Origin of the sequence: Verrucosispora sp. WMMC514 (assembly GCF_027497295.1) — a bacterium.
GTDB lineage: Bacteria > Actinomycetota > Actinomycetes > Mycobacteriales > Micromonosporaceae > Micromonospora > Micromonospora palythoicola.
Map to the genome: position 1 here is coordinate 3,645,772 of NZ_CP114906.1, position 21,661 is coordinate 3,667,432.

Annotated in this window: 18 protein-coding genes; 8 read left to right on the forward strand and 10 right to left on the reverse strand. The window is 72.7% G+C overall.

Annotation, left to right across the window (positions count from 1 at the left end; all coding sequences use genetic code 11):
• Positions 1-22: 22 nt before the first annotated feature.
• Genes O7597_RS17065 through O7597_RS17085 form a run of 5 tightly spaced genes read right to left on the reverse strand, consistent with a single transcriptional unit; the run spans position 23 to position 5,100 of the window.
• Entirely contained in the window at positions 23-1,333 is a 1,311-nt protein-coding gene (locus O7597_RS17065; RefSeq protein ID WP_269739729.1) for a DUF58 domain-containing protein, read from the reverse strand.
• A complete protein-coding gene (locus tag O7597_RS17070) occupies positions 1,330-2,301 on the reverse strand; it encodes a MoxR family ATPase (RefSeq protein ID WP_269742639.1) in 972 nt (323 codons plus the stop codon). The genes O7597_RS17065 and O7597_RS17070 overlap by 4 nt, the downstream gene beginning before the upstream one ends.
• An 11-nt stretch (positions 2,302-2,312) precedes the next feature.
• Positions 2,313-3,689 (reverse strand): DUF4350 domain-containing protein, encoded by a 1,377-nt coding sequence (locus tag O7597_RS17075; protein WP_281580131.1) that lies wholly within the window; start codon positions 3,687-3,689, stop codon positions 2,313-2,315.
• On the reverse strand, positions 3,686-4,261 hold the full coding sequence (locus O7597_RS17080; protein ID WP_269739727.1) for a DUF4129 domain-containing protein: 576 nt from the start codon (positions 4,259-4,261) through the stop codon (positions 3,686-3,688). Before O7597_RS17080 ends, O7597_RS17075 begins: the two co-directional genes overlap by 4 nt.
• Positions 4,258-5,100, reverse strand: a complete 843-nt coding sequence (locus O7597_RS17085; protein WP_281580132.1) for a hypothetical protein — start codon at positions 5,098-5,100, stop codon at positions 4,258-4,260. The genes O7597_RS17080 and O7597_RS17085 overlap by 4 nt, the downstream gene beginning before the upstream one ends.
• A gap of 209 nt (positions 5,101-5,309) precedes the next feature.
• Between O7597_RS17085 and mtrA the strand changes: the two genes are divergently transcribed.
• The 5 genes from mtrA to raiA all read left to right on the forward strand — a co-directional run bounded on the left by mtrA (position 5,310) and on the right by raiA (position 11,181).
• The gene (mtrA, locus tag O7597_RS17090; RefSeq protein WP_164449927.1) at positions 5,310-5,999 is read left to right on the forward strand and encodes an MtrAB system response regulator MtrA; all 690 of its coding nucleotides are present in this window, start codon (positions 5,310-5,312) and stop codon (positions 5,997-5,999) included.
• A gap of 13 nt (positions 6,000-6,012) precedes the next feature.
• A complete protein-coding gene (gene mtrB / locus O7597_RS17095) occupies positions 6,013-7,782 on the forward strand; it encodes an MtrAB system histidine kinase MtrB (protein ID WP_269739725.1) in 1,770 nt (589 codons plus the stop codon).
• A complete protein-coding gene (locus tag O7597_RS17100) occupies positions 7,779-9,578 on the forward strand; it encodes an LpqB family beta-propeller domain-containing protein (protein ID WP_281580133.1) in 1,800 nt (599 codons plus the stop codon). The genes mtrB and O7597_RS17100 overlap by 4 nt, the downstream gene beginning before the upstream one ends.
• A 41-nt stretch (positions 9,579-9,619) precedes the next feature.
• Positions 9,620-10,282, forward strand: coding sequence for a phosphoribosyltransferase family protein (locus O7597_RS17105; protein WP_281583266.1), 663 nt, complete (start codon positions 9,620-9,622; stop codon positions 10,280-10,282).
• 248 nt (positions 10,283-10,530) lie between these two features.
• Entirely contained in the window at positions 10,531-11,181 is a 651-nt protein-coding gene (gene raiA, locus O7597_RS17110) for a ribosome-associated translation inhibitor RaiA (protein ID WP_281580134.1), read from the forward strand.
• Positions 11,182-11,250: 69 nt separating this feature from the next.
• On the opposite strand, the gene O7597_RS17115 is transcribed toward raiA, so the two are convergent.
• Both O7597_RS17115 and O7597_RS17120 read right to left on the reverse strand, forming a co-directional pair.
• On the reverse strand, positions 11,251-12,393 hold the full coding sequence (locus tag O7597_RS17115) for a GNAT family N-acetyltransferase (RefSeq protein ID WP_281580135.1): 1,143 nt from the start codon (positions 12,391-12,393) through the stop codon (positions 11,251-11,253).
• On the reverse strand, positions 12,390-13,535 hold the full coding sequence (locus O7597_RS17120; RefSeq protein ID WP_281580136.1) for a GNAT family N-acetyltransferase: 1,146 nt from the start codon (positions 13,533-13,535) through the stop codon (positions 12,390-12,392). Before O7597_RS17120 ends, O7597_RS17115 begins: the two co-directional genes overlap by 4 nt.
• Positions 13,536-13,704: 169 nt before the next feature.
• Here O7597_RS17120 and secA point away from each other — a divergent pair, with 169 nt between their 5' ends.
• Complete coding sequence (gene secA, locus O7597_RS17125) at positions 13,705-16,632, forward strand: preprotein translocase subunit SecA (protein ID WP_269739720.1); 2,928 nt, start codon at positions 13,705-13,707, stop codon at positions 16,630-16,632.
• 139 nt (positions 16,633-16,771) lie between these two features.
• Here secA and O7597_RS17130 read toward each other — a convergent pair whose 3' ends face one another.
• Both O7597_RS17130 and O7597_RS17135 read right to left on the reverse strand, forming a co-directional pair.
• Positions 16,772-17,452, reverse strand: coding sequence for an Rv3235 family protein (locus tag O7597_RS17130; protein ID WP_269739719.1), 681 nt, complete (start codon positions 17,450-17,452; stop codon positions 16,772-16,774).
• Between the two features lie 103 nt (positions 17,453-17,555).
• Positions 17,556-17,789, reverse strand: coding sequence for a helix-turn-helix domain-containing protein (locus O7597_RS17135; RefSeq protein WP_269739718.1), 234 nt, complete (start codon positions 17,787-17,789; stop codon positions 17,556-17,558).
• A 211-nt stretch (positions 17,790-18,000) separates the two neighbouring features.
• Here O7597_RS17135 and O7597_RS17140 point away from each other — a divergent pair, with 211 nt between their 5' ends.
• A complete protein-coding gene (locus O7597_RS17140) occupies positions 18,001-18,519 on the forward strand; it encodes a hypothetical protein (RefSeq protein WP_269739717.1) in 519 nt (172 codons plus the stop codon).
• 26 nt (positions 18,520-18,545) lie between these two features.
• Here the strand turns inward: O7597_RS17140 and O7597_RS17145 are convergent, their stop codons facing one another.
• Positions 18,546-19,595 (reverse strand): hypothetical protein, encoded by a 1,050-nt coding sequence (locus O7597_RS17145; RefSeq protein WP_269739716.1) that lies wholly within the window; start codon positions 19,593-19,595, stop codon positions 18,546-18,548.
• Positions 19,596-19,880: 285 nt separating this feature from the next.
• On the opposite strand from O7597_RS17145, the gene pruA reads away from it, so the two are divergent.
• On the forward strand, positions 19,881-21,509 hold the full coding sequence (gene pruA, locus O7597_RS17150) for an L-glutamate gamma-semialdehyde dehydrogenase (RefSeq protein WP_269739715.1): 1,629 nt from the start codon (positions 19,881-19,883) through the stop codon (positions 21,507-21,509).
• Positions 21,510-21,661 lie beyond the last annotated feature (152 nt).

Genomic DNA, 21,661 nt, shown 5'->3' on the forward strand with positions numbered 1-21,661 from the left:
CGGGGGTGGGGGTGGGGGTGGGTCAGAGGAGGGCTTGGGATTTCAGGGTCAGGTAGGTGTCGGCCAGGGCGGGGGCCAGGTGGGGGGCGGGGGCGTCCACCACTGTGACGTGGTGGCGGGTGAGCGCCTGGGTAAGGCGGTCGCGTTCGGCGAGCGTGCGCCAGGCGGCGGCTGCGGCGTAGGCGTCCGCCGGGCGCCGCGGGGGTACGGCGGTGAGCCGGGCCAGTACCGGGTCCTGCGCCGCGGCCACCACCACCCGGTGCCGGGCGGCCAGCCGGGGCAGCACCGGCAACAGGCCCTCACCGAGCGCACCGGGTTCCAGGGCGGTGAGCAGCACCACCAGGCTGCGCGGGCGGTGTCGCCGGAGCAGCTCGCCCGCGATCAGCCGGAAATCGGTCTCCACCAGCGCGGGTTGCAGCGGGGCCAGCGCGTGCGCCAGCCGGCTCCACTGCCCCGGCCGTTCGGCACCACCCACCGAGGCCCGGGTCGCGGCATCCGCCGCGACCACGTCCACCCGGTCACCCGCCCGTGCCGCCAACGCGGTGAGCAGCAGCGCCGCCTCGATCGAGGCGTCCAGCCGTGGCTCGTCGCCCACCCGTACCGCCGAGGTGCGCCCGGTGTCCAGCACACAGATCAGCCGCCGGTCCCGCTCCGGGCGCCAGGTGCGCACCAGCACCTCGGCCCGCCGGGCGCTGGCCCGCCAGTCGATGGAGCGCACGTCGTCGCCGGACACGTACTCCCGCAGCGCGTCGAACTCGGTTCCCGGCCCGCGTCCCCGGCCGAGTTGCGTGCCGTCGATGACGCGCAGCCGCGACAGCCGTTCCGGCAGGTGCCGGCGCGAGTCGAAGCGGGGCAGCACCCGTACCGTCCACGGTGGCGTGCCGGGCCGGCCACCCCGCTGCCGGTACGCCAACCCGAGCGGCCCGAGCGAGCGGACGGTCAGGGCCACGGCGGGTCGGTCGCCCCGGCGGGTGGGGGTGAGCTGGGTGGGCAGCGCGAGCACCGCACCGGGTGCGGCCCGCACCACCCGGGTCGGTGGCACCTCCGGCCGGGCCCCGGCCGACGGCACCCAGGCGTCACGTACCCGCGCCCGCAGCGGCCGGCCGGAGGCGTTGCGCAGGTACAGCGTGACCGTGGCGGTGCCACCGAGCCGTACGGTCCGCTCACCGGTCCGTTCGGCGGTCAGCGCCCGCAGCGGCGCGGCGAGCGCGAGGTCGAGCCCGACCAGCAGCAGCACCACGCCGACCATCACCGCCACCCCGACGAAGGGTGCCGGCCACCACGGCAGGGTCAGCGCCCCTGCCGCCAGCAGCGCCGCCACCCGCCAGGTCATCGCGGAGTCGGCACGGTGGCCAGCACCGTGTCCAGCACCGGGTCCACCCCGACACCCTCGAGTTCGGCCTCCGGACGCAGGCGCAGCCGGTGCCGCAGGGTCGGTCGCGCCATCGCCTTGACGTCGTCGGGCAGCACGTGATCGCGTCCGTTCAGCCACGCCCACGCCTTCGCGGTGCCGAGCAGGGCCGTCGCACCGCGCGGCGAGGCGCCCAGCTCCAGCGCCGGGGTGGCGCGGGTGGCCCGGCACAGGTCGACGACGTAGCCGAGCAGCGGTTCGGCGACGTGCACCCGACCCACCGCCGTACGCGCGGCGGCGAGGTCGGCCGCGTCCGCCACCGGGCGTACGCCGGCGGCGGTCAGCTCCCGGGGATCGAAACCGGCGTGGTGGGCCCGGAGCACACCCAGTTCCTCGTCCCGGTTGGGCAGCGGCACGGTGAGTTTGAGCAGGAACCGGTCCAGCTGGGCCTCCGGCAGCGGGTAGGTGCCCTCGTACTCAACCGGATTCTGGGTGGCGGCGACGATGAACGGGTCGGGCAGTACGCGCTGCTCGCCCTCGACGGTGACCTGCCGCTCCTCCATCACCTCCAGCAGTGCCGACTGGGTCTTCGGTGGGGTGCGGTTGATCTCGTCGGCGAGCAGCAGGTTCGTGAACACCGGCCCCTCGCGGAAGGTGAACGCCGCGGTCCGCGCGTCGAAGACCATCGAACCGGTGACGTCGCCGGGCATCAGGTCGGGGGTGAACTGCACCCGCCGCGAGCCCAGGTCCAGCGCGGCGGCCACGGTACGCACCAGCAGCGTCTTGGCGACCCCCGGCACCCCCTCCAGCAGCACGTGACCACGGCAGAGCAGCGCGACGATCAGCCCGGTGACCACACCCTCCTGCCCCACGACCGCCTTGGCCACCTCGGCGCGGAGCCGGTGCAGCGCGGCCCGACTGGGATCGGCGGCGAGCGGGTCCACGGTCATCGCGGGTCGGGTCACCGGGAGTCTCCTTCGGATCGGGGCTTCGGCAGTCGGGGCTGGGCCGGCGGGTTGACGGGCTGCGCTGGGCCGGACTCGCCGGCACGCGCCACGCGGTCCAGGTCACCGGCCAGCTCCAGCAGGTCCCGGTCGGTTCGTGGCGCGTCGCCGTAGAGCAGCTCGTGGATGGCGTCGGGCCGGTCGCCGGTGCCGGCGGCGACCGTGGCGGCGAGAGTTGCCGGTGGTGCCTCGGCCGGCAGGTGCACGCGTCGTGCCAGTCGGGCCAGCGTCGCGGTCCGGAGCACCCGGGCGGTGCTCTCCCGGGCGCGTGCCCGCTGGTAGAGCCGTCCCCGGCCGAGAACCGTCTCGGCGGCGGGCACGGACACCGGCAGCGGCTCCGGCGTGGGCGGACCGAGACGCCGGGCCCGACCGATGGCGACGAGCAGGGCCGCCAGGCCGAGTTGCAGCAGCAGCGCCCAGAACCACGCGGGGAAGGCCGACCAGAGCGGGTTGGGCTCTCCGGCGGAGGCCCGGCCGCCGGGACCGGACGCCTCACCGTCCGGACGGCCGCCCGGTGCCGTCTCGCCGTTGCCGCCGCTGTCCGCGTCCTCCGGGTCAGCGCGCTCGTCGAGGTCGGCGTCGCGGTCCGGCAGTGGCCGGGTCGGCGCGGGACTGGGTTCGGGTGGCGGCGGTGCCGGGCCGTCCAGGTCGAGCCAGATCACCCGGCCGGAGGTGGCGAGCAGTCCGGTGGCGAAGGCCAGGTTGTCCCATTCGTCGATCCGGCCGTTGCGGAACGGGTCGCTGGCACCCACCACCACGCTCTCGGCGGCTCCGGGCAGGCGGGCCAGGCCGCCGCCGTAGCAGAGATCGACACTGTCCGGAGCGCCGGTCGGTGCGTACCGCTGGCGGGCGACGGCGGCGGTGGCGGCGGGCGAGACCTCGGCCAGTGGGCAGGGCCGGTCGACGCCGTGCGGTGAAACGGCCTGGGCCGCCCACCGCCGGCCCGCCGGGCGCAGCGGCAGTCCGGCGGCGGCCAGCACCCGCCTGGGCGGGTCGACCAGCACCAGCCGGGTGCCGCCGGGCAGCAGGCCCAGGTAGCTGACGGTGCGCGGGTGCAGCAGCTCGGGTGCGGGGACGAACAGGGTGGCCGGGCCGGGCCGGGTGGCCAGCAACGCCCGGACCGTGTCGGTCTCCCGCTGCACCAGCACCCCGCGCTCGCCCAGGTTCGCGGCGAGCCGGCTGCCACCGTGGTCACCGGACGCCACCGGGGAGAGGAAGCCCCGGTCGGTCTGGTCCGGCTGGTCGATCTCCCCGGTGACCAGGGTGACGGCGATCAGCAGCAACCCCACCAGCGGTGGGACGATGATCCGGTGGCGGCGACCCCGGGTGCTCACCGGTCGTCGTCCTTCCTGGGCGGGGCCTCGGCGAGCACTTCTCCCAGCCGAGCGGCGTGGTCACGCATCCGGTGATCGTGTTCGGCGGTCGCCGGGCGTTGCGCGTACCACACCTCCGAGAAGATGCCGGCGGCGGCGGTCAGCGGCGGTCCGGCCGGTGGATGGTTGGCGGCGGCGTCGGTGACCACCTCGGCGACGGTCATGCCGGGCTGGACCCGCGCCACGTGCCGGTCGGTGAGCTGGTGGAGCATGACGCGCAGCCGCTCGCGGACCGCCTCGTCGTAGCGGCCCTCGGCGGCCAGCCGGTCGGCCACCGGGACGGTGCCGAGCGGACCGGTGGGCGGCGGTGCGGCGACCGTCGTCGGCGGCGCGGCCTCGGGCTTCCCGCGCCCGGCGCCGGTGCGTCGGCGTCGGCGCGGCCGGGGCAGTCGGCGGGGCAGCCAGCCGGGGAAGGTGTACCAGGCCGTCGCGGTGAGCGCCGTGACCAGCACCAGCAGCAGCGCGGCCAGCGGCAGTGGCAGATGGTCGCCGAGGGCGGCGATGGTCTCGGTCCACCACCGGCTGAAGCTCATCCGCCGACCGCCAGCAGTTCCGGGGTACGCGCGGCGCCGGGCACGCGGGAGAGCCGGATGTCCAGACCTTCGGTGCGGATCCGGGTCTCCAGGTGCAGGACCGCGTCCAGGCAGGCCAGCGCGGCGTAGGCGACCGCGTTCACGGCCGCCCAGATCAGCATCGCCACGGCGCCGGTCCAGCCCTCGGTGGTCAGGCCGAGCGCGGTCACGCCGGTGAACGTCCCCCAGCCGAGCCCGACCCGGATGATCCACCAGACGAGATAGCCCAGTACCCGCAGCGCGGCGGCCCGCCCGCCCACCCGTACCGCGAGCGCGGCGGAGCGGTTGATGGCGCGTACCGGCGCGACCCGGTCGACCACAAGAGCCGGCGCCACCGCCCCCAGCAGGGCGAATCCGGCGAACCAGGCGGGGCCGAGCAGGGCGGCCAGCAGCATGACCGCGCCGACCGCGGGGCAGAGCAGGACGCTGGCGCCCCAGCGGCCACCGGGGCCCCACGCGTCGGCGGCGGTGGACCGGAGACCGACCAGCGCCCGGGCGGCGGCGCGGGCGGCCGGGTTGCCGAGCAGCATAATGATCATCGCTTCGGTCGCCGCGCCCAGGGCGAGCAGGAACCAGAAGGTGTCGAGATCGTCCGCGTCGGACACCCACCACAGCGGCGCGGTGGCACCCATGGCGCTCCGCAGGGGCAGCAGCACGAGCTGTTCGGCGGCGGCCAGCACGGCGGCGACGGGAAGCAGGACCGGTGCCTGGCCGCGGAGCAGCAGCACCGCGGAGTCGAGGAGTTCGCCGGTGGTCAGCGGACGGCCGGGGAGTACGACGGACGGGCCGGTGTCGGGCACGCGTACTCCTGGGAGGCGGTGACGGTGGCGCGCTGCGGCGCACCCGGGGATCATGTTGACACGCGCGGTCGCCCGGGGTGCAGACCCGCCCCCCGGAGTGGCACGTGCGGGCGGTAGAACCGAGCGGTGCTGGGCACGGCCCACCTGACGGCAGTAGCGTGCGGGTGACGCCGAGCCCACCGAACTGACGGGATGGAACCATTAACCCCATGAGAGCCCGGGTACTGGTGGTCGACGACGACCCCGCGCTCGCCGAGATGCTCGGCATCGTGCTGCGCAGCGAAGGCTTCATGCCCTCGTTCGTGGCAGACGGGGAACGGGCATTGGCCGCGTTCCGCGACAGTCGGCCCGACATCGTCCTGCTTGACCTGATGCTGCCCGGAATGAGCGGTATCGACGTCGCGCGGGCGATCCGGGGCGAGTCCGGAGTGCCGATCGTGATGTTGACCGCCAAGAGCGACACGGTCGACGTCGTCCTCGGTCTGGAGTCCGGTGCCGACGACTACGTGGTCAAGCCGTTCAAGCCGAAGGAACTGGTGGCCCGGATGCGGGCGCGGCTGCGCCGGGGCGAGGACGCCGCGCCGGAACTGCTCACCATCGGCCCGCCCGGCAACCAGATCGCCATCGACGTGCCGGCGCACACCGTCAGCCGCAACGGCGAGGAGGTGAAGTTGACGCCGCTGGAGTTCGACCTGCTGGTCGCGCTCGCCCGCAAACCGCGTCAGGTCTTCACCCGGGAGGTGCTGCTGGAGCAGGTCTGGGGATACCGGCACGCGGCGGACACCCGGCTGGTCAACGTGCACGTGCAGCGACTACGTGCCAAGATCGAGCCGGACCCGGAGCGACCCGAAATCATCCTCACCGTTCGCGGCGTGGGCTACAAGGCGGGTACCGGATAGCCTTGGTCGCACTGTGGCCACCTCCCCGACCCCCGATCTCGATCCGACCTCCCGCCGACAGGGCGCCGGGTGGGAGTTGTGGCGTGGGGTGAGAGGCCGACTGGCCCGATCACTGGCGAGGCTGCACCAGACCTGGCGTCGCTCGTTGCAGGTGCGGGTGGTGACCATCACGTTGGTGACGTCCAGCCTGCTGGTCGGTGGCTTCGCCTACCTGATCGCCGACAAGATCACGAGCATTCTGCTGGACAACGCCAAGACCGACGTCCAGTTGCGGCTGCTCAACGGCGCGGAGTACGCGGCCAAGCAGTTCAGCCTCTACAGCCAGCCCCAGGAGGCTCAGCTCCAGGAGACGATCGACGGCACGGTCAACTACCTGGCCGGTGGCGACCCCCAGCAGAACAGCGGCGTGGTGGTGGCCCTCACCGCGGACAACTGGCCCGGCGTGATCGAGCCGCGTACCTCACCCTCGGCTAACGTCCGGCCGCTGATCAGCGCCGAGCTGCGCGCCGCGGTGGCCGACGGCAACGTGGCCAACCAGATCCGTACCGGCCGGCTCACCGGGGACGCCGAGACGAAGTACCTCGTCTACGGCTCGCCGGTGCCGACCCGGTTCGGTCAGGTGGAGCTGTACTACTTCGTGCCGCTGACCCTGCAGGACACCACGGCCGCACAGGCGCGGGCCACCGTGGTGGCCACCGGAGTCGCCCTGGTGCTGCTGCTCGGCCTGCTCGCCGCGTTGGTGACCCGCCTGGTGGTGATCCCGGTACGGGTCGCCGCCCGGACCGCCCAGCGACTCTCGGCCGGCCTGCTCGACCAGCGGATGGCCGTCAACGGTGAGGACGACCTGGCGCTGCTCGCGGCCTCGTTCAACCAGATGGCCACCAACCTGCAACGGCAGATCCTGCGACTGGAGGAGATGTCCCGACTGCAACGCCGGTTCACCTCCGACGTGTCGCACGAACTGCGGACTCCGCTGACCACGGTACGGATGGCCGCTGACCTGATCTTCGCCGAACGTGACGAGTTCGATCCGGCGGTGGCGCGCAGTGCCGAGCTGCTCCAGGCCGAGCTGGACCGCTTCGAGGAACTGCTGACCGACCTGCTGGAGATCAGCCGGTTCGACGCGGGTTTCGCGGTGCTCGACGCCGAGCCGACCGACCTGGTGCCGGTGGTCCACCGGGTCGCCGACCGGCTGACCGGGCTGGCCGAGCGGGTAGGAGTGGCCATCGAACTGGACGTCCCGGCCGCCCCGGTGATCGCCGAGATCGACCCTCGACGGGTCGAACGGGTACTGCGCAACCTGGTGGGCAACGCTGTCGAGCACGGCGAGGGTCGGCCGGTGCGGATCACGCTGGGCGTGGACGAGACCGCCGTCGCGCTGACCGTGCGTGACCACGGTGTCGGGCTCAAGCCGGGCGAGGAGAAGCTGGTCTTCAACCGGTTCTGGCGGGCCGACCCGTCGCGGGCGCGGCAGACCGGCGGGACCGGCCTGGGCCTGTCGATCAGCCTGGAGGACGCCCGACTGCACGGCGGTTGGCTGGAGGCGTGGGGTGCCCCGGGACAGGGTGCCCAGTTCCGGCTCACCCTGCCGGCGCGGGCCGGTGACCGGCTGACCACCTCGCCGCTGCGGCTGGTGCCGGCCGACGCCACGCTGCCGTTCGGCGGCGCGCCCGCAGGCGGACTGCTGGCCATCGGGCCGGGCCCGGCCGGCGCGCTGGCCATCGGCCCGGCACCGGAGGCGTCGCCGTCGGCCGAGCAGCGGCGCGCGGAGGTGGGCTCGTGAGGCGACGGTTGCTGACCGGGGCCCTCGGTGGCGTCCTGGTGCTGGGCTTTGCCGCCGGCTGCGGAATCCCGGACCGCAGCGCGGTGCAGATCGAGCAGCGTGGGCCGGCCGCGGAGACGAACTGGTCGCTGGGCCGTGGCACCGAACCGCCGACGCGGGAGGCCAGCGGCGGCGACGCCGAGGCGTTCGTGCGCAACTTCCTGGCCGCGGCGGCCGGCGAGCCCGACCGGGCGTACGAGCGGGTCACGCGGTTCATCGCGACCTCCGAACGCGACAGGCTGCCGGACAAGCAGGGCAGCGAGGTGGCGCTGTCGGTGGTGCGGCTCACCGACGATCCGGTGATCGAACCGGACGTGGACAGCATGAAGGTGACCATCAGCGTGCAGCAGGTCGGCCTGCTGCGGGCCAACGGGATGTTGGTGCCGCCGGTGGCGACCGAGTCGACGTACGAGTTCCGGCTGGTCAGCGCCGGTCCGACCGGAGAGGACGACGCCGGGTACTACGTCAGCGACCCGCCGAACGTGCTGCTGCTCAGCGACGACGCGCTGCGCCGGTACTACCAGGCGGAGGCGATCTACTTCTGGAACTCCGACCGCACCCAGCTCGTGCCCGACCAGCGGTACCTCTCCTCGGCCGTGCCGCCGGAGCGGCGGGTGAGCGAGGTGATCCGGTGGTTGACCGCCGGCCCCTCGGACTGGCTGCGGATCGGTGTCGCCGGCCTGCCCGACCGTACCGAAATGATCAACAACGCCACCGGCTCGGACGGCCGGTGGGAGGTCAACCTCGACATGCCGGGCGCCGACGAGCAGCGGCTGGAGCAGCTCGCCACCCAGCTGGCGTGGTCCCTGCGGGAGTTGCACGGCACCGTCGAGGTCAAGATCCTCAATCAGTCCCGCAAGGTGGTCGACCTCGCGGAGCAGCGCAGACTGAATCCACTGGACCCGGTCGAGGCCGACGCCCGGCGGTACTGCGTCTACGACGGGGCCATCCACGCGCTGACCGTGGTCGGCGAGGCCGCCGGCTCGGTGCCGCTGGCACCCGAGGTCAACCACGACATCGTCTCCGCCGGGCTGCGTCGCCTCGACAACGACGTCCTGGTCGCCGCGGTGGTGGCCGGTGCGGACGGGCGGCAGCGACTGGCGGTCGGCCGCGGTGCTGGCGTGGTGGAAACCCTGACCACCGGCACCAGCAGGTACACCGCGATGAGCCGCCCGGTCTGGATCCGCAGCGACGGTGCCCGACCGGCCGGCCTGGTGGTGGCCGACGGCCGGCTCTACCGCTTCGACAGCCAGGCGACGACGCGGCAGGTTCAGCTCGGCCTGCCGGGCCGGGTCACCGCGGTGGCGGCCGCCCTGGACGGGCACCGGCTCGCGCTGATCGTCGACGGCACGCTGCACGTCGCCGCGATCAACTGGGAGGGTGAGGTGCCCAGCGTGGGCCCGGCCCGACGGTTGGTCAGCTCGCTGAGCGACGCCACCGCGGTGGACTGGTCGGCGGCGAACCTTCTGCTGGTGGCCGGCTCGGCCGGGCGTCCGGCGATCTACGACGTGAGCGTGGACGGTGCCCTGGAGACCCCGCTGCGGGAGGACACCGGCAGCCAGGTCGATCACCTCGCCGCGTACCCCGCCATCGCCGAGCGTTCCCCGCTGGCCGGCTCGTTCATGTACGAGGCGAACGGGGTCGCGTACCGCAGCAACCCGTTCGACCGGATCAACCGGGACCAGGTCCAGGACGTGACACCGCCGCCAGCGGGTGTGCGTCCGGGCAACCCCACCGCACCCGTCTTCCTGTACTGAGTGCCGTGACCGGGGGGCTCTGGGCTGACCTGGCCGACCTGGTGCTGCCCACCGAGTGCGCCGGCTGCCGGCAACGCCGACCGGGGCTGCGGCACGGGGCCTGTCCGGACTGCGTCACCGCGCTGCGGGCGCTGCGCCCGGTTCCGGTGCGGCCGGTCCCGGCCCCGCCGGAACTGCCGCCCTGCCATGCCCTGGGCGAGTACGGCGGGCCGCTGCGGGAGATGCTGCTGGCGTACAAGGATCACGGCCGGCACGGTCTGGCCCGGCCACTCGGTGCGCTGCTCGCCGAGGTCGTCGCCGCGGCGGTCGGTGCGCCGGGCCCGGTGCTGCTGGTGCCGGTGCCGGACACCCCGACGGCGGCCCGGGCCCGCTACGGAGATCACCTGGGCCGGCTGACCCGGCACTGCGCCCGTCGGCTGCGGGCCGCGGGCTGGCCGGTGCGGGTGCACCACGCGGTGCGCGCCGGACCCCGACCGGACTCGGTGACGCTGGACAGCGCCGGGCGCGCGGCGGCCGCCACGTCCGCCTTCCGGGCCCGGTCGGGCCGCTTTCCGGCGGTCGCCGGGTCGAGGGTGGTCCTGCTGGACGACATCGTCACCACCGGAGCGACCCTCGCGGCGGTCAGTCGGGTGCTGACCGGGCGCGGGCTGCCGCCGTACGGTGCGGCGGTGCTGGCCGCGACCCGGAAAAAGCACCAACAGTGACCGATCGTGTTTCCGTTTCACCCCTTCGTGTATGAGGTGTGGAAATTCTCGGGCCGGTCTTGGCGACCGGGGGTGACTGTCGGGCTAACAGGAGTTAGCGTTTGGCTGTCGGGGGTAGGAAGGCCACTCCACCCGCCCCCGGCGGTGAGAGGAGGCGTAGCCGCATTGACCGGTCGACGCCGAATGGGGCCGTCCCCCGGGCGCGACCGGATTTCCGGATCGAAGACCGTCCGAACGAGGGAGGTCACGTGGACATCGTGGTCAAGGGCCGTAACGTCGAAGTGCCGGACCATTACCGGGTGCACGTAGCAGACAAGCTCGCGAAGATCGAACGCTACGACCACAAGCTCATTCGTGTCGATGTCGAACTGTTCCACGAGCGCAATCCGCGCCAGGCCGATTACTGCCAGCGGGTGGAGATCACCTGCTATTCCCGTGGCCCGGTGATCCGGGCCGAGGCCTGCACCAGCGACTTCTACAGCGCGCTGGACTCGGCGATCGCCAAGCTCGACTCCCGGCTGCGGCGCGCGGCCGACCGGCGTCGGGTACACCGTGGCCGGCACGCGCCGCTCTCGGTCGCCGCCGCGACCGCCGGCCTGCCGGTGACCGACCTGCCCGCGCTGTCCGCCCCCGCGGAGACCAGCAGCGCCGCCGCGCAGACCGGCAGCGCCACCGCGGTGGCCGAGCGGCCCGAGGAGGAGTACGCCGACGACCAGCCGTGGCACATCGCCCGGGAGAAGGTGCACCCCGCCGAGCCGATGACCATCGACGACGCCCTGTTCCAGATGGAACTGGTGGGCCACGACTTCTATCTCTTCCAGGACAAGGAATCCGGCCGGCCGAGCGTGGTCTACCGGCGGCACGCCTACGACTACGGCATCATCTCGCTGGACATCTGAGTGTCACGGCGGCCCGGGTCGGCACTCGCCGGGCCGGGCCGCCGACCCTTGGTCGGGTGCGGCCGCCGGTCAATCCGTCGGATCCGTCGATAGCAGACCGTAGATCGTCGAATCGGCCCGGTGGCCGGCCGCACCGGGCAGCCGGCCGCGCAGCAGCCCCTCCCGCCGGAAGCCAGCCTTGTCCAGTACCCGCTGGGACGCGGCGTTCTCGGGCAGGGTGCCGGCCCACAGCCGGGACAGGCCGACGTGGTCGAATCCCCACCGGGCGAGCAGCCGTACGGCGCGGGTGGCGTAGCCGCGTCCGCGCCACCGCGGCAGCAGGCTGTAGCCGATCATCGCCTGCCCGCTGGCGGGCTGGTCGTAGTTGAGCGTGCAGTTGCCGACGAAGTCACCGGACGCACCGTCGAGGATCGTCATCGCGGCGGCGGTCCCGACCAGCCACTGCCCCTCCGCGTCAGCGCACCGCCGTTCGATGTCCTGCCGGGCCGGCGCTCCCGGGGGAACCCGACTGGCCGCTACCTCCGGATCGCTGTGCAGGCGGTAGGTCTGCTCGGCGTCGTCCGGTCCGAGTCGGCGCAGCACGACCACCCCGTCGGTGAGCCGGCCGTCGGGCAGGTCCGGCAGTGGACGCTCCGACGGGCCGGGCGGATCGCCGGCGAGGCGCACCCACACGGTCAGGTCCCGCCGGTCGCCGCCCCGGGCGGGCGTCGCGGAGCGGCGTACCCCCTCGGGCCGGAAACCGGCGGCCAGCGCGACCCGCTGGCTGATCGCGTTCTCCGGGCGGGTGAGCAGCTCCAGGCGGGCGGTGCCGCCGGCGAAGGCGTGCTCGGACAGGGCGCGGGCGGCGGCGGTGGCCACCCCTCGGCCGCGCGCCCACGGCGCCACCCAGTAGCCGATCTCGGCCTGGCCCCGTGGCGGCACCGGGTTGTTCAGGCCCACGGTGCCGACCAGCCGGTCGATCGTCGGGTCGACCACGGCGTACGCGGCGCCACCGCTGGCGAAGGCGGCCGGAGCACCCTGCGTGATCCACCACCGTGCGTCGGCCTCGGTGTACGGGTCGGGCAGCCCGTCGAGGAAGCGCTGGGTGAGCGGATCGGCGCAGCCGGCCGCGACATCCTCGACGTCGTCGAGGCGGAACGGCCGTAGCCGCACCCCGTACGCCTCGATCCACTGCTCGCTGTACTGATGATTCGCTCGCGGCCGCTCGCTCATGACAGGTCCTCCGCGAGCAGGGCACCGACCCAGGCGTCGACCCGGTTGCCGCGGTGGTGAAGGGCTCCTCGGGCGGTGCCCTCCATCGCGAAACCGGCCTTCTCGGCGGCCCGCCGGGAGGCGACGTTGCCGACGTTGGCTCGCCATTCGATCCGGGCCAGCCCGAGGGTGGTGAAGCCCCAGGCACACAGGGCCGCCAGCGCTGCCGGCTGGTACCCCCGCCCCCGGACCGGTGGCGCGGTCATGAAGCCGACGTCCGCCACCAGCGGGTCGGTCGGCGACAGCCGCAGGTCGATCGAGCCGGCGTACCGGTCCGCGGCGTCGGTGAGGACGAAGTTGGCGCTGGTACCGGCGGCCCAGGTGCCCTGGACGAACCGCAGGAAATCCTCGGCGTCCGCGCGCGTGTACCCCTCCGGCAGGGTCGTCCAGCGCAGCGTGTCCGGGTCCCGGCAGGTGGTGACGATCGCGTCGAGATCGCGCTCCTCCATCGGGCGCAGGCTCAGCTCGTGCGTGCCGGCGGTGGCGAACAGGGTCGGTTGCGGCTGACCGAAGATGGCGGCACGACGCGCGTCCAGGGTGCCCGGACCGGCCGGGCCGACCTCGCCGGGCGCTGGTACGTCACCGGGCAGCAGCGTGCCGAACCACTCGTGGCCGCCGCCCACCGGCTCGGCGGCCCGCAGCCGCCCCTCGATCCGTACGCCGCAGCGCAGGGCGACCAGCCGGGAGGCGTGGTTGCCCACCCGTGCGCCCCAGAGCAGCCGGCGCAGCTTCAACTCGTCGAAGGACCACCGGGCGACGGCCCGCACGGCCCGCACGGCGACGCGCTGGCCCCGCGCCCATGGTGCGGTCCAGTACCCGATCTCGCTGAGTTCGTGGTCGCGGTCGATGGTGTTCAGCCCGCAGGCACCGAGCACCTCGCCGCCGGCGGCGTCGCAGACCGCGAAGGCCGCCGCGATGCCGCGTTCCCACTGACGGGCGCGGTCCGCGACAAAGCTCTGCGCGTGTTCGTGCCGGTACGGGCGAGGTACGGTGGTCCAGCGCTGGATGTCCGGATCCTGGCAGGCGCGGTGCACGGCGTCGGCGTCGGACTCCCGCCACGGCCGTAGCAGCAGACCGTCCTCGGTGATCTCCACGGGCTCCACCGGGCCATCGTGCCGGATCGTTCGCGCACGGCGTAACCGGATAACCGGGACGCGAACGAGAGCGGAGAGTGTTATGTCGGTTTCGCGGCGGCCGACCACCGCCACCAGTGACCATCCGCCCGATGGAGCGCCTACGATGGTTCGAGACTGTCTAGGGGAGCGTTGATCCGTGTCGATTCTGGAAAAGGTCCTCCGCGCGGGCGAGGGGCGCATGGTGCGCCGCCTCAAGGCGATCGCCGCCGCCGTCAACTCGATCGAGGACGACTACGTCAACCTCACTGACGATGAGCTGCGCGACATGACCGAGCAGTTCAGGGAGCGTCTCGCCGACGGCGAGACCCTGGACGACCTGCTGCCCGAGGCGTTCGCGGTCTGCCGGGAGGCGGCGGCCCGGGTGCTCGGTCAGCGGCCGTACGACGTGCAGGTGATGGGTGGCGCGGCGTTGCATTTCGGCAACATCGCCGAGATGAAGACCGGTGAGGGCAAGACCCTGACCTCGGTGATGCCGGTCTATCTCAACGCGCTGTCCGGCAAGGGCGTGCACGTGGTCACGGTGAACGACTACCTGGCCCAGCGTGACGCCGCCTGGATGGGCCGGGTGCACGAGTTCCTCGGCCTGACCGTCGGTGTGGTGCTGCCCAACCGTCCGGCCGCCGAGCACCGGGCGGCGTACGAGTGCGACATCACCTACGGCACGAACAACGAGTTCGGTTTCGACTACCTGCGCGACAACATGGCCTGGTCGAGGGAGGAGCTGGTCCAGCGCGGCCACAACTTCGCCGTGGTCGACGAGGTCGACTCGATCCTGATCGACGAGGCCCGTACCCCGCTGATCATCTCCGGCCCGGCCGAACACTCCGCCCGCTGGTACGGCGAGTTCGCCGCGGTGGTGGCCCGTCTCCAGTCGGGCAAGGACGGCGCGGGTGACTACGAGGTCGACTACTCCAAGCGCACCATCGCGGTCACCGAGCGGGGCGTGGCGAAGGTCGAGGACCGGCTCGGCATCGACAACCTCTACGAGTCGGTGAACACTCCGCTGGTCGGCTACCTGAACAACGCGATCAAGGCCAAGGAGCTGTACAAGCGCGACAAGGACTACATCGTCAGCGACGGCGAGGTCCTGATCGTCGACGAGTTCACCGGTCGCATCCTGCACGGTCGCCGCTACAACGAGGGCATGCACCAGGCGATCGAGGCCAAGGAGGGGGTGGAGATCAAGCAGGAGAACCAGACCCTGGCCACCATCACCCTGCAGAACTACTTCCGCCTCTACGACAAGCTCGCCGGGATGACCGGTACGGCCCAGACCGAGGCGGGCGAGTTCAACAAGGTCTACAAGGTCGGCGTGGTGACCATCCCGACCCACCGGCCGATGATCCGCGAGGACCGGGCCGACGTCATCTACAAGACCGAGCAGGCCAAGTTCAACGCGGTGATCGAGGACATCGCCGAGCGGCACCAGGCAGGTCAGCCGGTGCTCGTCGGCACGGTCTCGGTGGAGAATTCCGAGATCCTGGCCCGGCTGCTGACCCGTCGGGGCATCCCGCACTCGGTGCTGAACGCGAAGTTCCACGCCCGGGAGGCGGAGATCGTCGCTCAGGCCGGCCGTCGGGGCGCGGTCACGGTGGCCACCAACATGGCCGGCCGGGGCACCGACATCCTGCTCGGCGGCAACCCCGAGTTCCTCGCGGCAAACGAGCTGCGCCAGCGTGGACTGGACCCGCTGGAGAACGCCGAGGAGTACGACAAGGCCCTCGAAGAGGTGCTGCCGAAGTGGAAGCAGGCCTGCGACGCGGAGGCCGAGGAGGTCGCCGCCGCCGGTGGGCTGTACGTGCTGGGCACGGAACGGCACGAGTCCCGGCGGATCGACAACCAGCTGCGTGGTCGGTCCGGCCGGCAGGGTGACCCGGGCGAGTCGCGGTTCTACCTGTCCCTGCAGGACGAGCTGATGAAGCGGTTCCGCTCCGGTGCGGTGGAGGCGGTCATGGACCGCTTCAACATCCCGGAGGACGTGCCCATCGAGTCGAAGATGGTCACCCGCCAGATCAAGAGCGCCCAGGCCCAGATCGAGGGACAGAACGCCGAGATCCGGAAGAACGTCCTCAAGTACGACGAGGTCATGAACAAGCAGCGCCAGGTGATCTACGCCGAGCGGCTGCGCGTACTCAACGGTGAGGATCTCTCCGACCAGGTGCGCAACATGATCGACGACACCGTCGAGGCGTACGTGCGGGGGGCCACCTCGGACGGCTACGCCGAGGATTGGGATCTTGAGCAGTTGTGGTCCAGCCTCAAGCAGCTCTACCCGGTGGGCGTCACCATCGAGGAGCTGGAGGAGGAGGCGGGTGGGTCGCGGGCCAGCATCGACGCCGACTTCCTGCTCGCCCGGCTGAAGGAGGACGCGAACGCCGCGTACGACCGGCGGGAGGAGCAGCTCGGCGCCGAGGGCACCCGGCAGCTGGAGCGGATGGTGCTGCTCCAGGTCATCGACCGCAAGTGGCGTGAGCACCTCTACGAGATGGACTACCTCCAGGAGGGCATCACGCTGCGGGCGTACGCCCAGCGCGACCCGGTGGTGGAGTACCAACGTGAGGGCTTCGACATGTTCGCCACCATGATGGACGGCATCAAGGAGGAGACCGTCGGCTTCCTCTACAACCTCGAGGTGCAGGTCAACGAGCCGGAGCCGGAGGCCGAGGAGGTCCAGCTGCTGGACAAGCCGGTGGAGATCCGGGCCAAGGGCCTGGGTCGTGCACCGCAGCAGCAGGGGCTTCAGTACTCCGCGCCGACCATCGACGGCGAGGCCGGCTCCGGTGGCGTCGCGGTGCAGCGTGCGGAGCAGCGGGCTCCCGCGCTCGGCATCGGCCGCCCGGACCAGGCCGCCCCGGCGGCGCCGGGCCGGACCGCACCTGCCGCGCCGCAGCGTCCAGCGAGTGGCCTGCGTGGTCCGGCGGTCCCGGGCGGCAACTCCCGCCAGCCCGCACCGGGGCAGGCGACCGCCAGCAACGGACCGTCCCGCAACGCACCGTGCCCCTGTGGCTCGGGTCGTAAGTACAAGCGCTGCCACGGCGCGCCCGGCGGCACCTCGGCCGGCTAGGGATCCGTCCGACTCCGAAGGATCGCGCCCGGTCCCGGATCGAGTGGCCACCGCCCGGCGGACCCGGCCACTCGCCCGAGATCCGGGCGCGATCTCGTCCGGGCTCCGTCCGTGGCGGTCGGGCTGCGGGCGCGCCCGGTCAGAGAACCCGCAGGTCGGTGCAGAACCAGTTGCCACAGCGTTGCTCCAGGCGGAGCGCCATCGCCCAGCTACGACCGCCGGCACCGGTGAGCACGGCGGCGGCCTCGATGGCGGTGGGGCGCGGCTCGCAGACGCGCAGCCGGCGCAGCCGCACCCCGGGGCGCGCCGAACGCCGCCGGGCCGGAGCCCCACGTGCGGTGGCCCGGGCCAGCTCGGGCAGCAGCACCGCGACCCGAGCCGGATCGAGTTGACGACGTAGCTGCACCGGCGGCCGGAACCCGTTGAACACCTCCAGGCAGGTGGCGACGAAGCGGTGGGCGACCCGGGTGGCCCCGGGCGTGGCCGTGGTCAGTGCCTCGGGCGGCAGTTGCCGGGCCGGCTCGCGGCCGGACCACGCCGCACCCGGTCCGGCGGGCCGCCCGGCCTCGGCCGGCCACGGCACGCCCGGGCTGACCGGCCGACTGCCCGAGCGCGCGACCCCCTGCGGCGACTGCTGCCGCTCCGGACCACGGCCGCGAGGCCACTGGCGGCCGGCGGCGAACAGGTCGAGAGCGAGCTGGCCGTCGGCCGGGCGGGGCCAGCCGGCGGTGTCCTCGTCGACGGAAGGCGGTTCGAAGACGGGCGCCGGGCGCAGCCGCACGGGCGGGCGCGCTGGCCCGGGTCGCCGGAGGTCGGTCATCGCGGTGCCTCCACCTGTCAAAGCTTATGTTTGCCTTCGTTTGCCTTCGACAGCATTGATTGTCGGACACGGCAGAGCCCATGGTCAATGCCCGTGGCAGCCCCTACCGCTCCTCGGAATCGCGTTCCGCCAACGGGTTGCCGCGTACCCACTCGGCGGTCTCGGCGTACTTGCGCTCGATGTACTCCTCCAGGCGGGCCCGTTCCACCCGCCACTGCCCCCGGCCGCCGATCTTGATCGCGGGCAGCTCGCCGCTGCGTACCATGTGGTAGACCTGCGAATCCGACACGTTCAGCTCGGTGGCCACGTCGGACAGCAGCAGGAACCTCGGTTCCACCGAAACTCCCCTGGTTGACGTCGTTCGCCTCAGTTTGCCACCGGCGGCCGACCGCCGGCCAACCCGTCGCCCGCCCGGCGGGACACACCGGCCCGCCGCCGGAACTTCCACGAGGGCGACACGAGGTGTATGACGGTCAGGGCGAACGGGCAGGACCGTACGCCGGACCGGCGGTGTCGCCGCCGGACGGAGCAGAGCGGGGGAGACCACGGTGACCGACGAGCTTGTCCGGGTCTACGTGCCGGCGACCGTACCGATGCTGACCAGGCTGCCGGAGCACGGACTCGCCGCGACGCAGGCGCACGCGGTGACCCCGACGCTGCGCGAGTGGTACGCGGAAGGCGACGAGGAGGAGTTGGAGTACGTCGCCTTCACCCGGGCCGCCCAGGACGCGCTGCAACTGATCCGTCATGACCCGGCCGCGCCACGCCGACGGGTGGTGGTCTCGGCGGACCTGCCCGCGACGGCGATCGGTCGGGGCGACGGTGAACTCGGCTCCAGCGTGGTGGAGTTGCTCACCCCGGTGCCGGTCGCGGCCGTCGCGGCCGTGCACGTGGACGGGGTGGACGCCGCCACCGACGTGGCCGCCGCCGTCGAGGTGGTCTTGGAGGCGTTGGCCGGTGACCCCGACGCCCAGTTCACCGTCGACGGTGCCGAGGACCACGAGCTGGAGTGGTACGACCCCAGCGAACTGGAGTCGCTGCTGCGCGCCACCACCGCGGACAGCTGACCGCCGTCCGGGTCACCGGTTGTCGGCTACGCCTCGTCGTCGGGCGGCGCGCTGAGCGTGCGGCCGAAACTGACCACGGCGGTCAGCGCGCCGACGAACAGCACCCAGATGGCGTTGTCCACCCGCGAAGTGCCGAGTGAGGTCTGTGCGACCGCGTCCGCCTCGCTGAGCGCGGCGGCCAGCTCGATGAGCGAACGCCCGCCGATGCGGATGATCACCTCGGCGAGCAGCAGCAGAAGCCCGGGCCCGGCACCGGCCAGCAGGTACGCCGGCCAGCGCGGTCCAGCCGCGCCACCGTCCCGTACGGCTCGTCGCCGGGCCCAGGTGAGGTAGCCGAAGGCCAACGCCCCGGCGACCAGCCCGGCCAGCAGGGACTCGGTCCGGGAGACCCAACTGGCCGCGTCGACCAGCGACTGCTGGCTGTCGCCGGCGCCGAAGAGGTTGAACAGCGGATCCCGGGCCACGCTGAAGGCCACCACGAAGACCAGGGTGCCCAGCGCGGCGGCGGCCACGGCACCCACGACGGCACCGTCGCGGGCCCCGGCGAGCGCGCCGCCGATGACGGCCGCGGCGGCCGTCGTGCCGGCGATCGTGCGGGTGGTGACGTCACCCGCGTAGGTGAGATCGATCGCGAGCGCGGCGAGCAGCCCGACCAGCAGCCCGGCGCCGATCGCCACCGCGAAGCGCAGGGTCACCCGGTCGGTCCGGCGGGTCACCGGTTCCCCGGCGGCCAGCCCGACGGCGGCCCCGGCCACCAGCGCGGCCGAGATCACGCCGGGCAGGGCGAAGGCGGAGAGGCTCACCGCGGTGACCCCGGCCGTCGCCGAACTGATCGCCTCACGGGTCGACCAGAGCATCGCGGCCAGCCAGCCGATCGCCAGCAACGCCAGCACCGTCGCCGCCGGTGCGGGTGCCGGGCGGCCGGCTTCGATGGCGTCGCCCGCGCGTGGGTCGGCGGTCTCGGAGTGCTCGCCGACGTCCGGGTCGGTGGCCTCGGTCCGGTCGCTCGGTTCCGGATCGACGGCGCGGGACTGGTCGGGCTGAGCGGCGGTCGGCCCACCGGGCTCGTTGCTCAATCGTCTTCCCTTCGCCGCCGGGCCCGACGGGCCGCAACCGTCACCGGCAACCCAGCGTACGCGGCCCGGACGCGGGTGCGCCCGAAGCCTGCGCAGGCTGCATTTCTTCGGTCAGGTTTCGCAGCAGGGAACGAATCGGTTCCAGTGCAGGTGAGGAACCTTGTTATCAATGGTCCACGCGCGCCCGGGGTGTCGGCGACCGATGCTGGCCGTGGGAGGATTGGCACGGGTCCCGCCAGCGCGGGGCCGGTTTCGCCATCGCCGCCGAGATCGCCAGGAGCCCTGATGGACGCCGTGTTCTCCGTACCCGAGCCACGTAACGAGCCGGTGCGCAGCTACGAGCCGGGCAGCACCGACCGAGAACGTCTCCAGCGGCGGCTCACCGAGCTGGCCGCCGAGCGCATCGACCTGCCGATGACCATCGCGGGCGAACAGCGGATGGCCGGCGGCGAGCCGATCCAGGTGGTGCAGCCGCACCGGCACGCGCACGTACTCGGGGTCACCGGCCACGCCACCCATGACGACGCGCGAGCGGCGGTCAAGGCCGCCAAGGACGCCGCACCGGGTTGGCGCACGCTGCCTTTCGAGGAGCGCGCCGCGATCTTCCTACGCGCCGCCGAGCTGCTCTCCGGACCGTGGCGGGACACCCTCAACGCGGCCACCATGCTCGGCCAGTCGAAGACCGCCGTCCAGGCCGAGATCGACTCGGCCTGCGAGTTCATCGACTTCCTGCGGTTCAACGTGCACTTCGCCCGCAATCTGCTGGCCGAGCAGCCGATGTCGTCGCCCGGCGTGTGGAACCGCTTCGACCACCGGCCGCTCGAAGGATTCGTCTACGCGGTCACCCCGTTCAACTTCACCGCCATCGCCGGCAACCTGCCCTCGGCGCCGGCCCTGCTCGGCAACACCGTGGTCTGGAAGCCGGGCCCGACCCAGCAGTTCGCCGCACACTTCACCATGCGCCTGTTCGAGGCGGCCGGCCTGCCGCCCGGTGTGATCAACATGGTGACCGGTCGGGGCGAGGAGGTCTCCGACGTGGTGCTGGCCGACCCCGACCTCGCCGGCATCCACTTCACCGGGTCCACCAAGGTCTTCCAGCACCTGTGGCGCACCGTCGGGGAGAACATCGCCGGCTACCGGGGTTACCCGAGGCTGGTCGGCGAGACCGGAGGCAAGGACTTCGTGGTCGCGCACTCCAGTGCCGACGTCGACGCCCTGCACACGGCGCTGATCCGGGGTGCCTTCGAGTACCAGGGGCAGAAGTGCTCGGCGGCCTCCCGCGCGTACGTTCCCCGGTCGCTCTGGGAGGGGGGCCTGCGCGACCGGCTGGCCGCGACCGCCGACGGGCTAGCCTACGGCGACGTCACCGACTTCCGCAACTTCGGCGGCGCGGTCATCGACGACAAGGCGTACTCCCGGCACACCGCGGCACTGGAGCTGATCTCCTCCGACGCCAGCTGCCGGGTCATCGCCGGCGGCACCGCCGACGACTCGGTCGGCTGGTTCGTCCGGCCGACGATCTTCGAATGCGAGGACGCGGCGCACGAGACGTTCACCACCGAGTACTTCGGTCCGATCCTCGGTGTGCACGTCTTCGACGACGCCCGCTTCGACGAGGTGGTCACGCAGGCCGAGGCCATCGCCCCGTACGCACTCACCGGGTCGATCTTCGCCACCGACCGGCGGGTGGTCGACGCGGTGGCCGAGAAGATGCGGTACGCGGCCGGTAACTTCTACATCAACGACAAGCCGACCGGCGCGGTGGTCGGTCAGCAGCCGTTCGGCGGTGCCCGGGCCAGCGGCACCAACGACAAGGCCGGGTCCTGGCACAACCTGGTCCGCTGGATGTCCCCCCGGACGATCAAGGAAACCTTCGTCCCACCGACCGACCACACCTACCCCCACATGGGCTGACGATGTGACGAAGGGCCCCCGACCGACGCCGCATGCTGTGCGGGGGCCCTTCCGTCCGCCCGGCCGGTCGCCGGTCGGGGACGACCGGACGCGGCAGGTGGCCGGCTTCGGTGGACCGTCGCGCGCCGACAGTGCACATAGGAAACCCCAAT

What these genes read in the sequence shown, in the direction of transcription:
- O7597_RS17065 (WP_269739729.1), bottom strand. Translation starts at nt 1,333, where the DNA reads ATGACCTGGCGGGTGGCGGCGCTGCTGGCGGCAGGGGCGCTGACCCTG.
- O7597_RS17070 (WP_269742639.1), bottom strand. Translation starts at nt 2,301, where the DNA reads ATGACCGTGGACCCGCTCGCCGCCGATCCCAGTCGGGCCGCGCTGCAC.
- O7597_RS17080 (WP_269739727.1), bottom strand. Translation starts at nt 4,261, where the DNA reads ATGAGCTTCAGCCGGTGGTGGACCGAGACCATCGCCGCCCTCGGCGAC.
- mtrA (WP_164449927.1), top strand. Translation starts at nt 5,310, where the DNA reads ATGAGAGCCCGGGTACTGGTGGTCGACGACGACCCCGCGCTCGCCGAG.
- O7597_RS17115 (WP_281580135.1), bottom strand. Translation starts at nt 12,393, where the DNA reads ATGAGCGAGCGGCCGCGAGCGAATCATCAGTACAGCGAGCAGTGGATC.
- O7597_RS17130 (WP_269739719.1), bottom strand. Translation starts at nt 17,452, where the DNA reads ATGACCGACCTCCGGCGACCCGGGCCAGCGCGCCCGCCCGTGCGGCTG.
- pruA (WP_269739715.1), top strand. Translation starts at nt 19,881, where the DNA reads ATGGACGCCGTGTTCTCCGTACCCGAGCCACGTAACGAGCCGGTGCGC.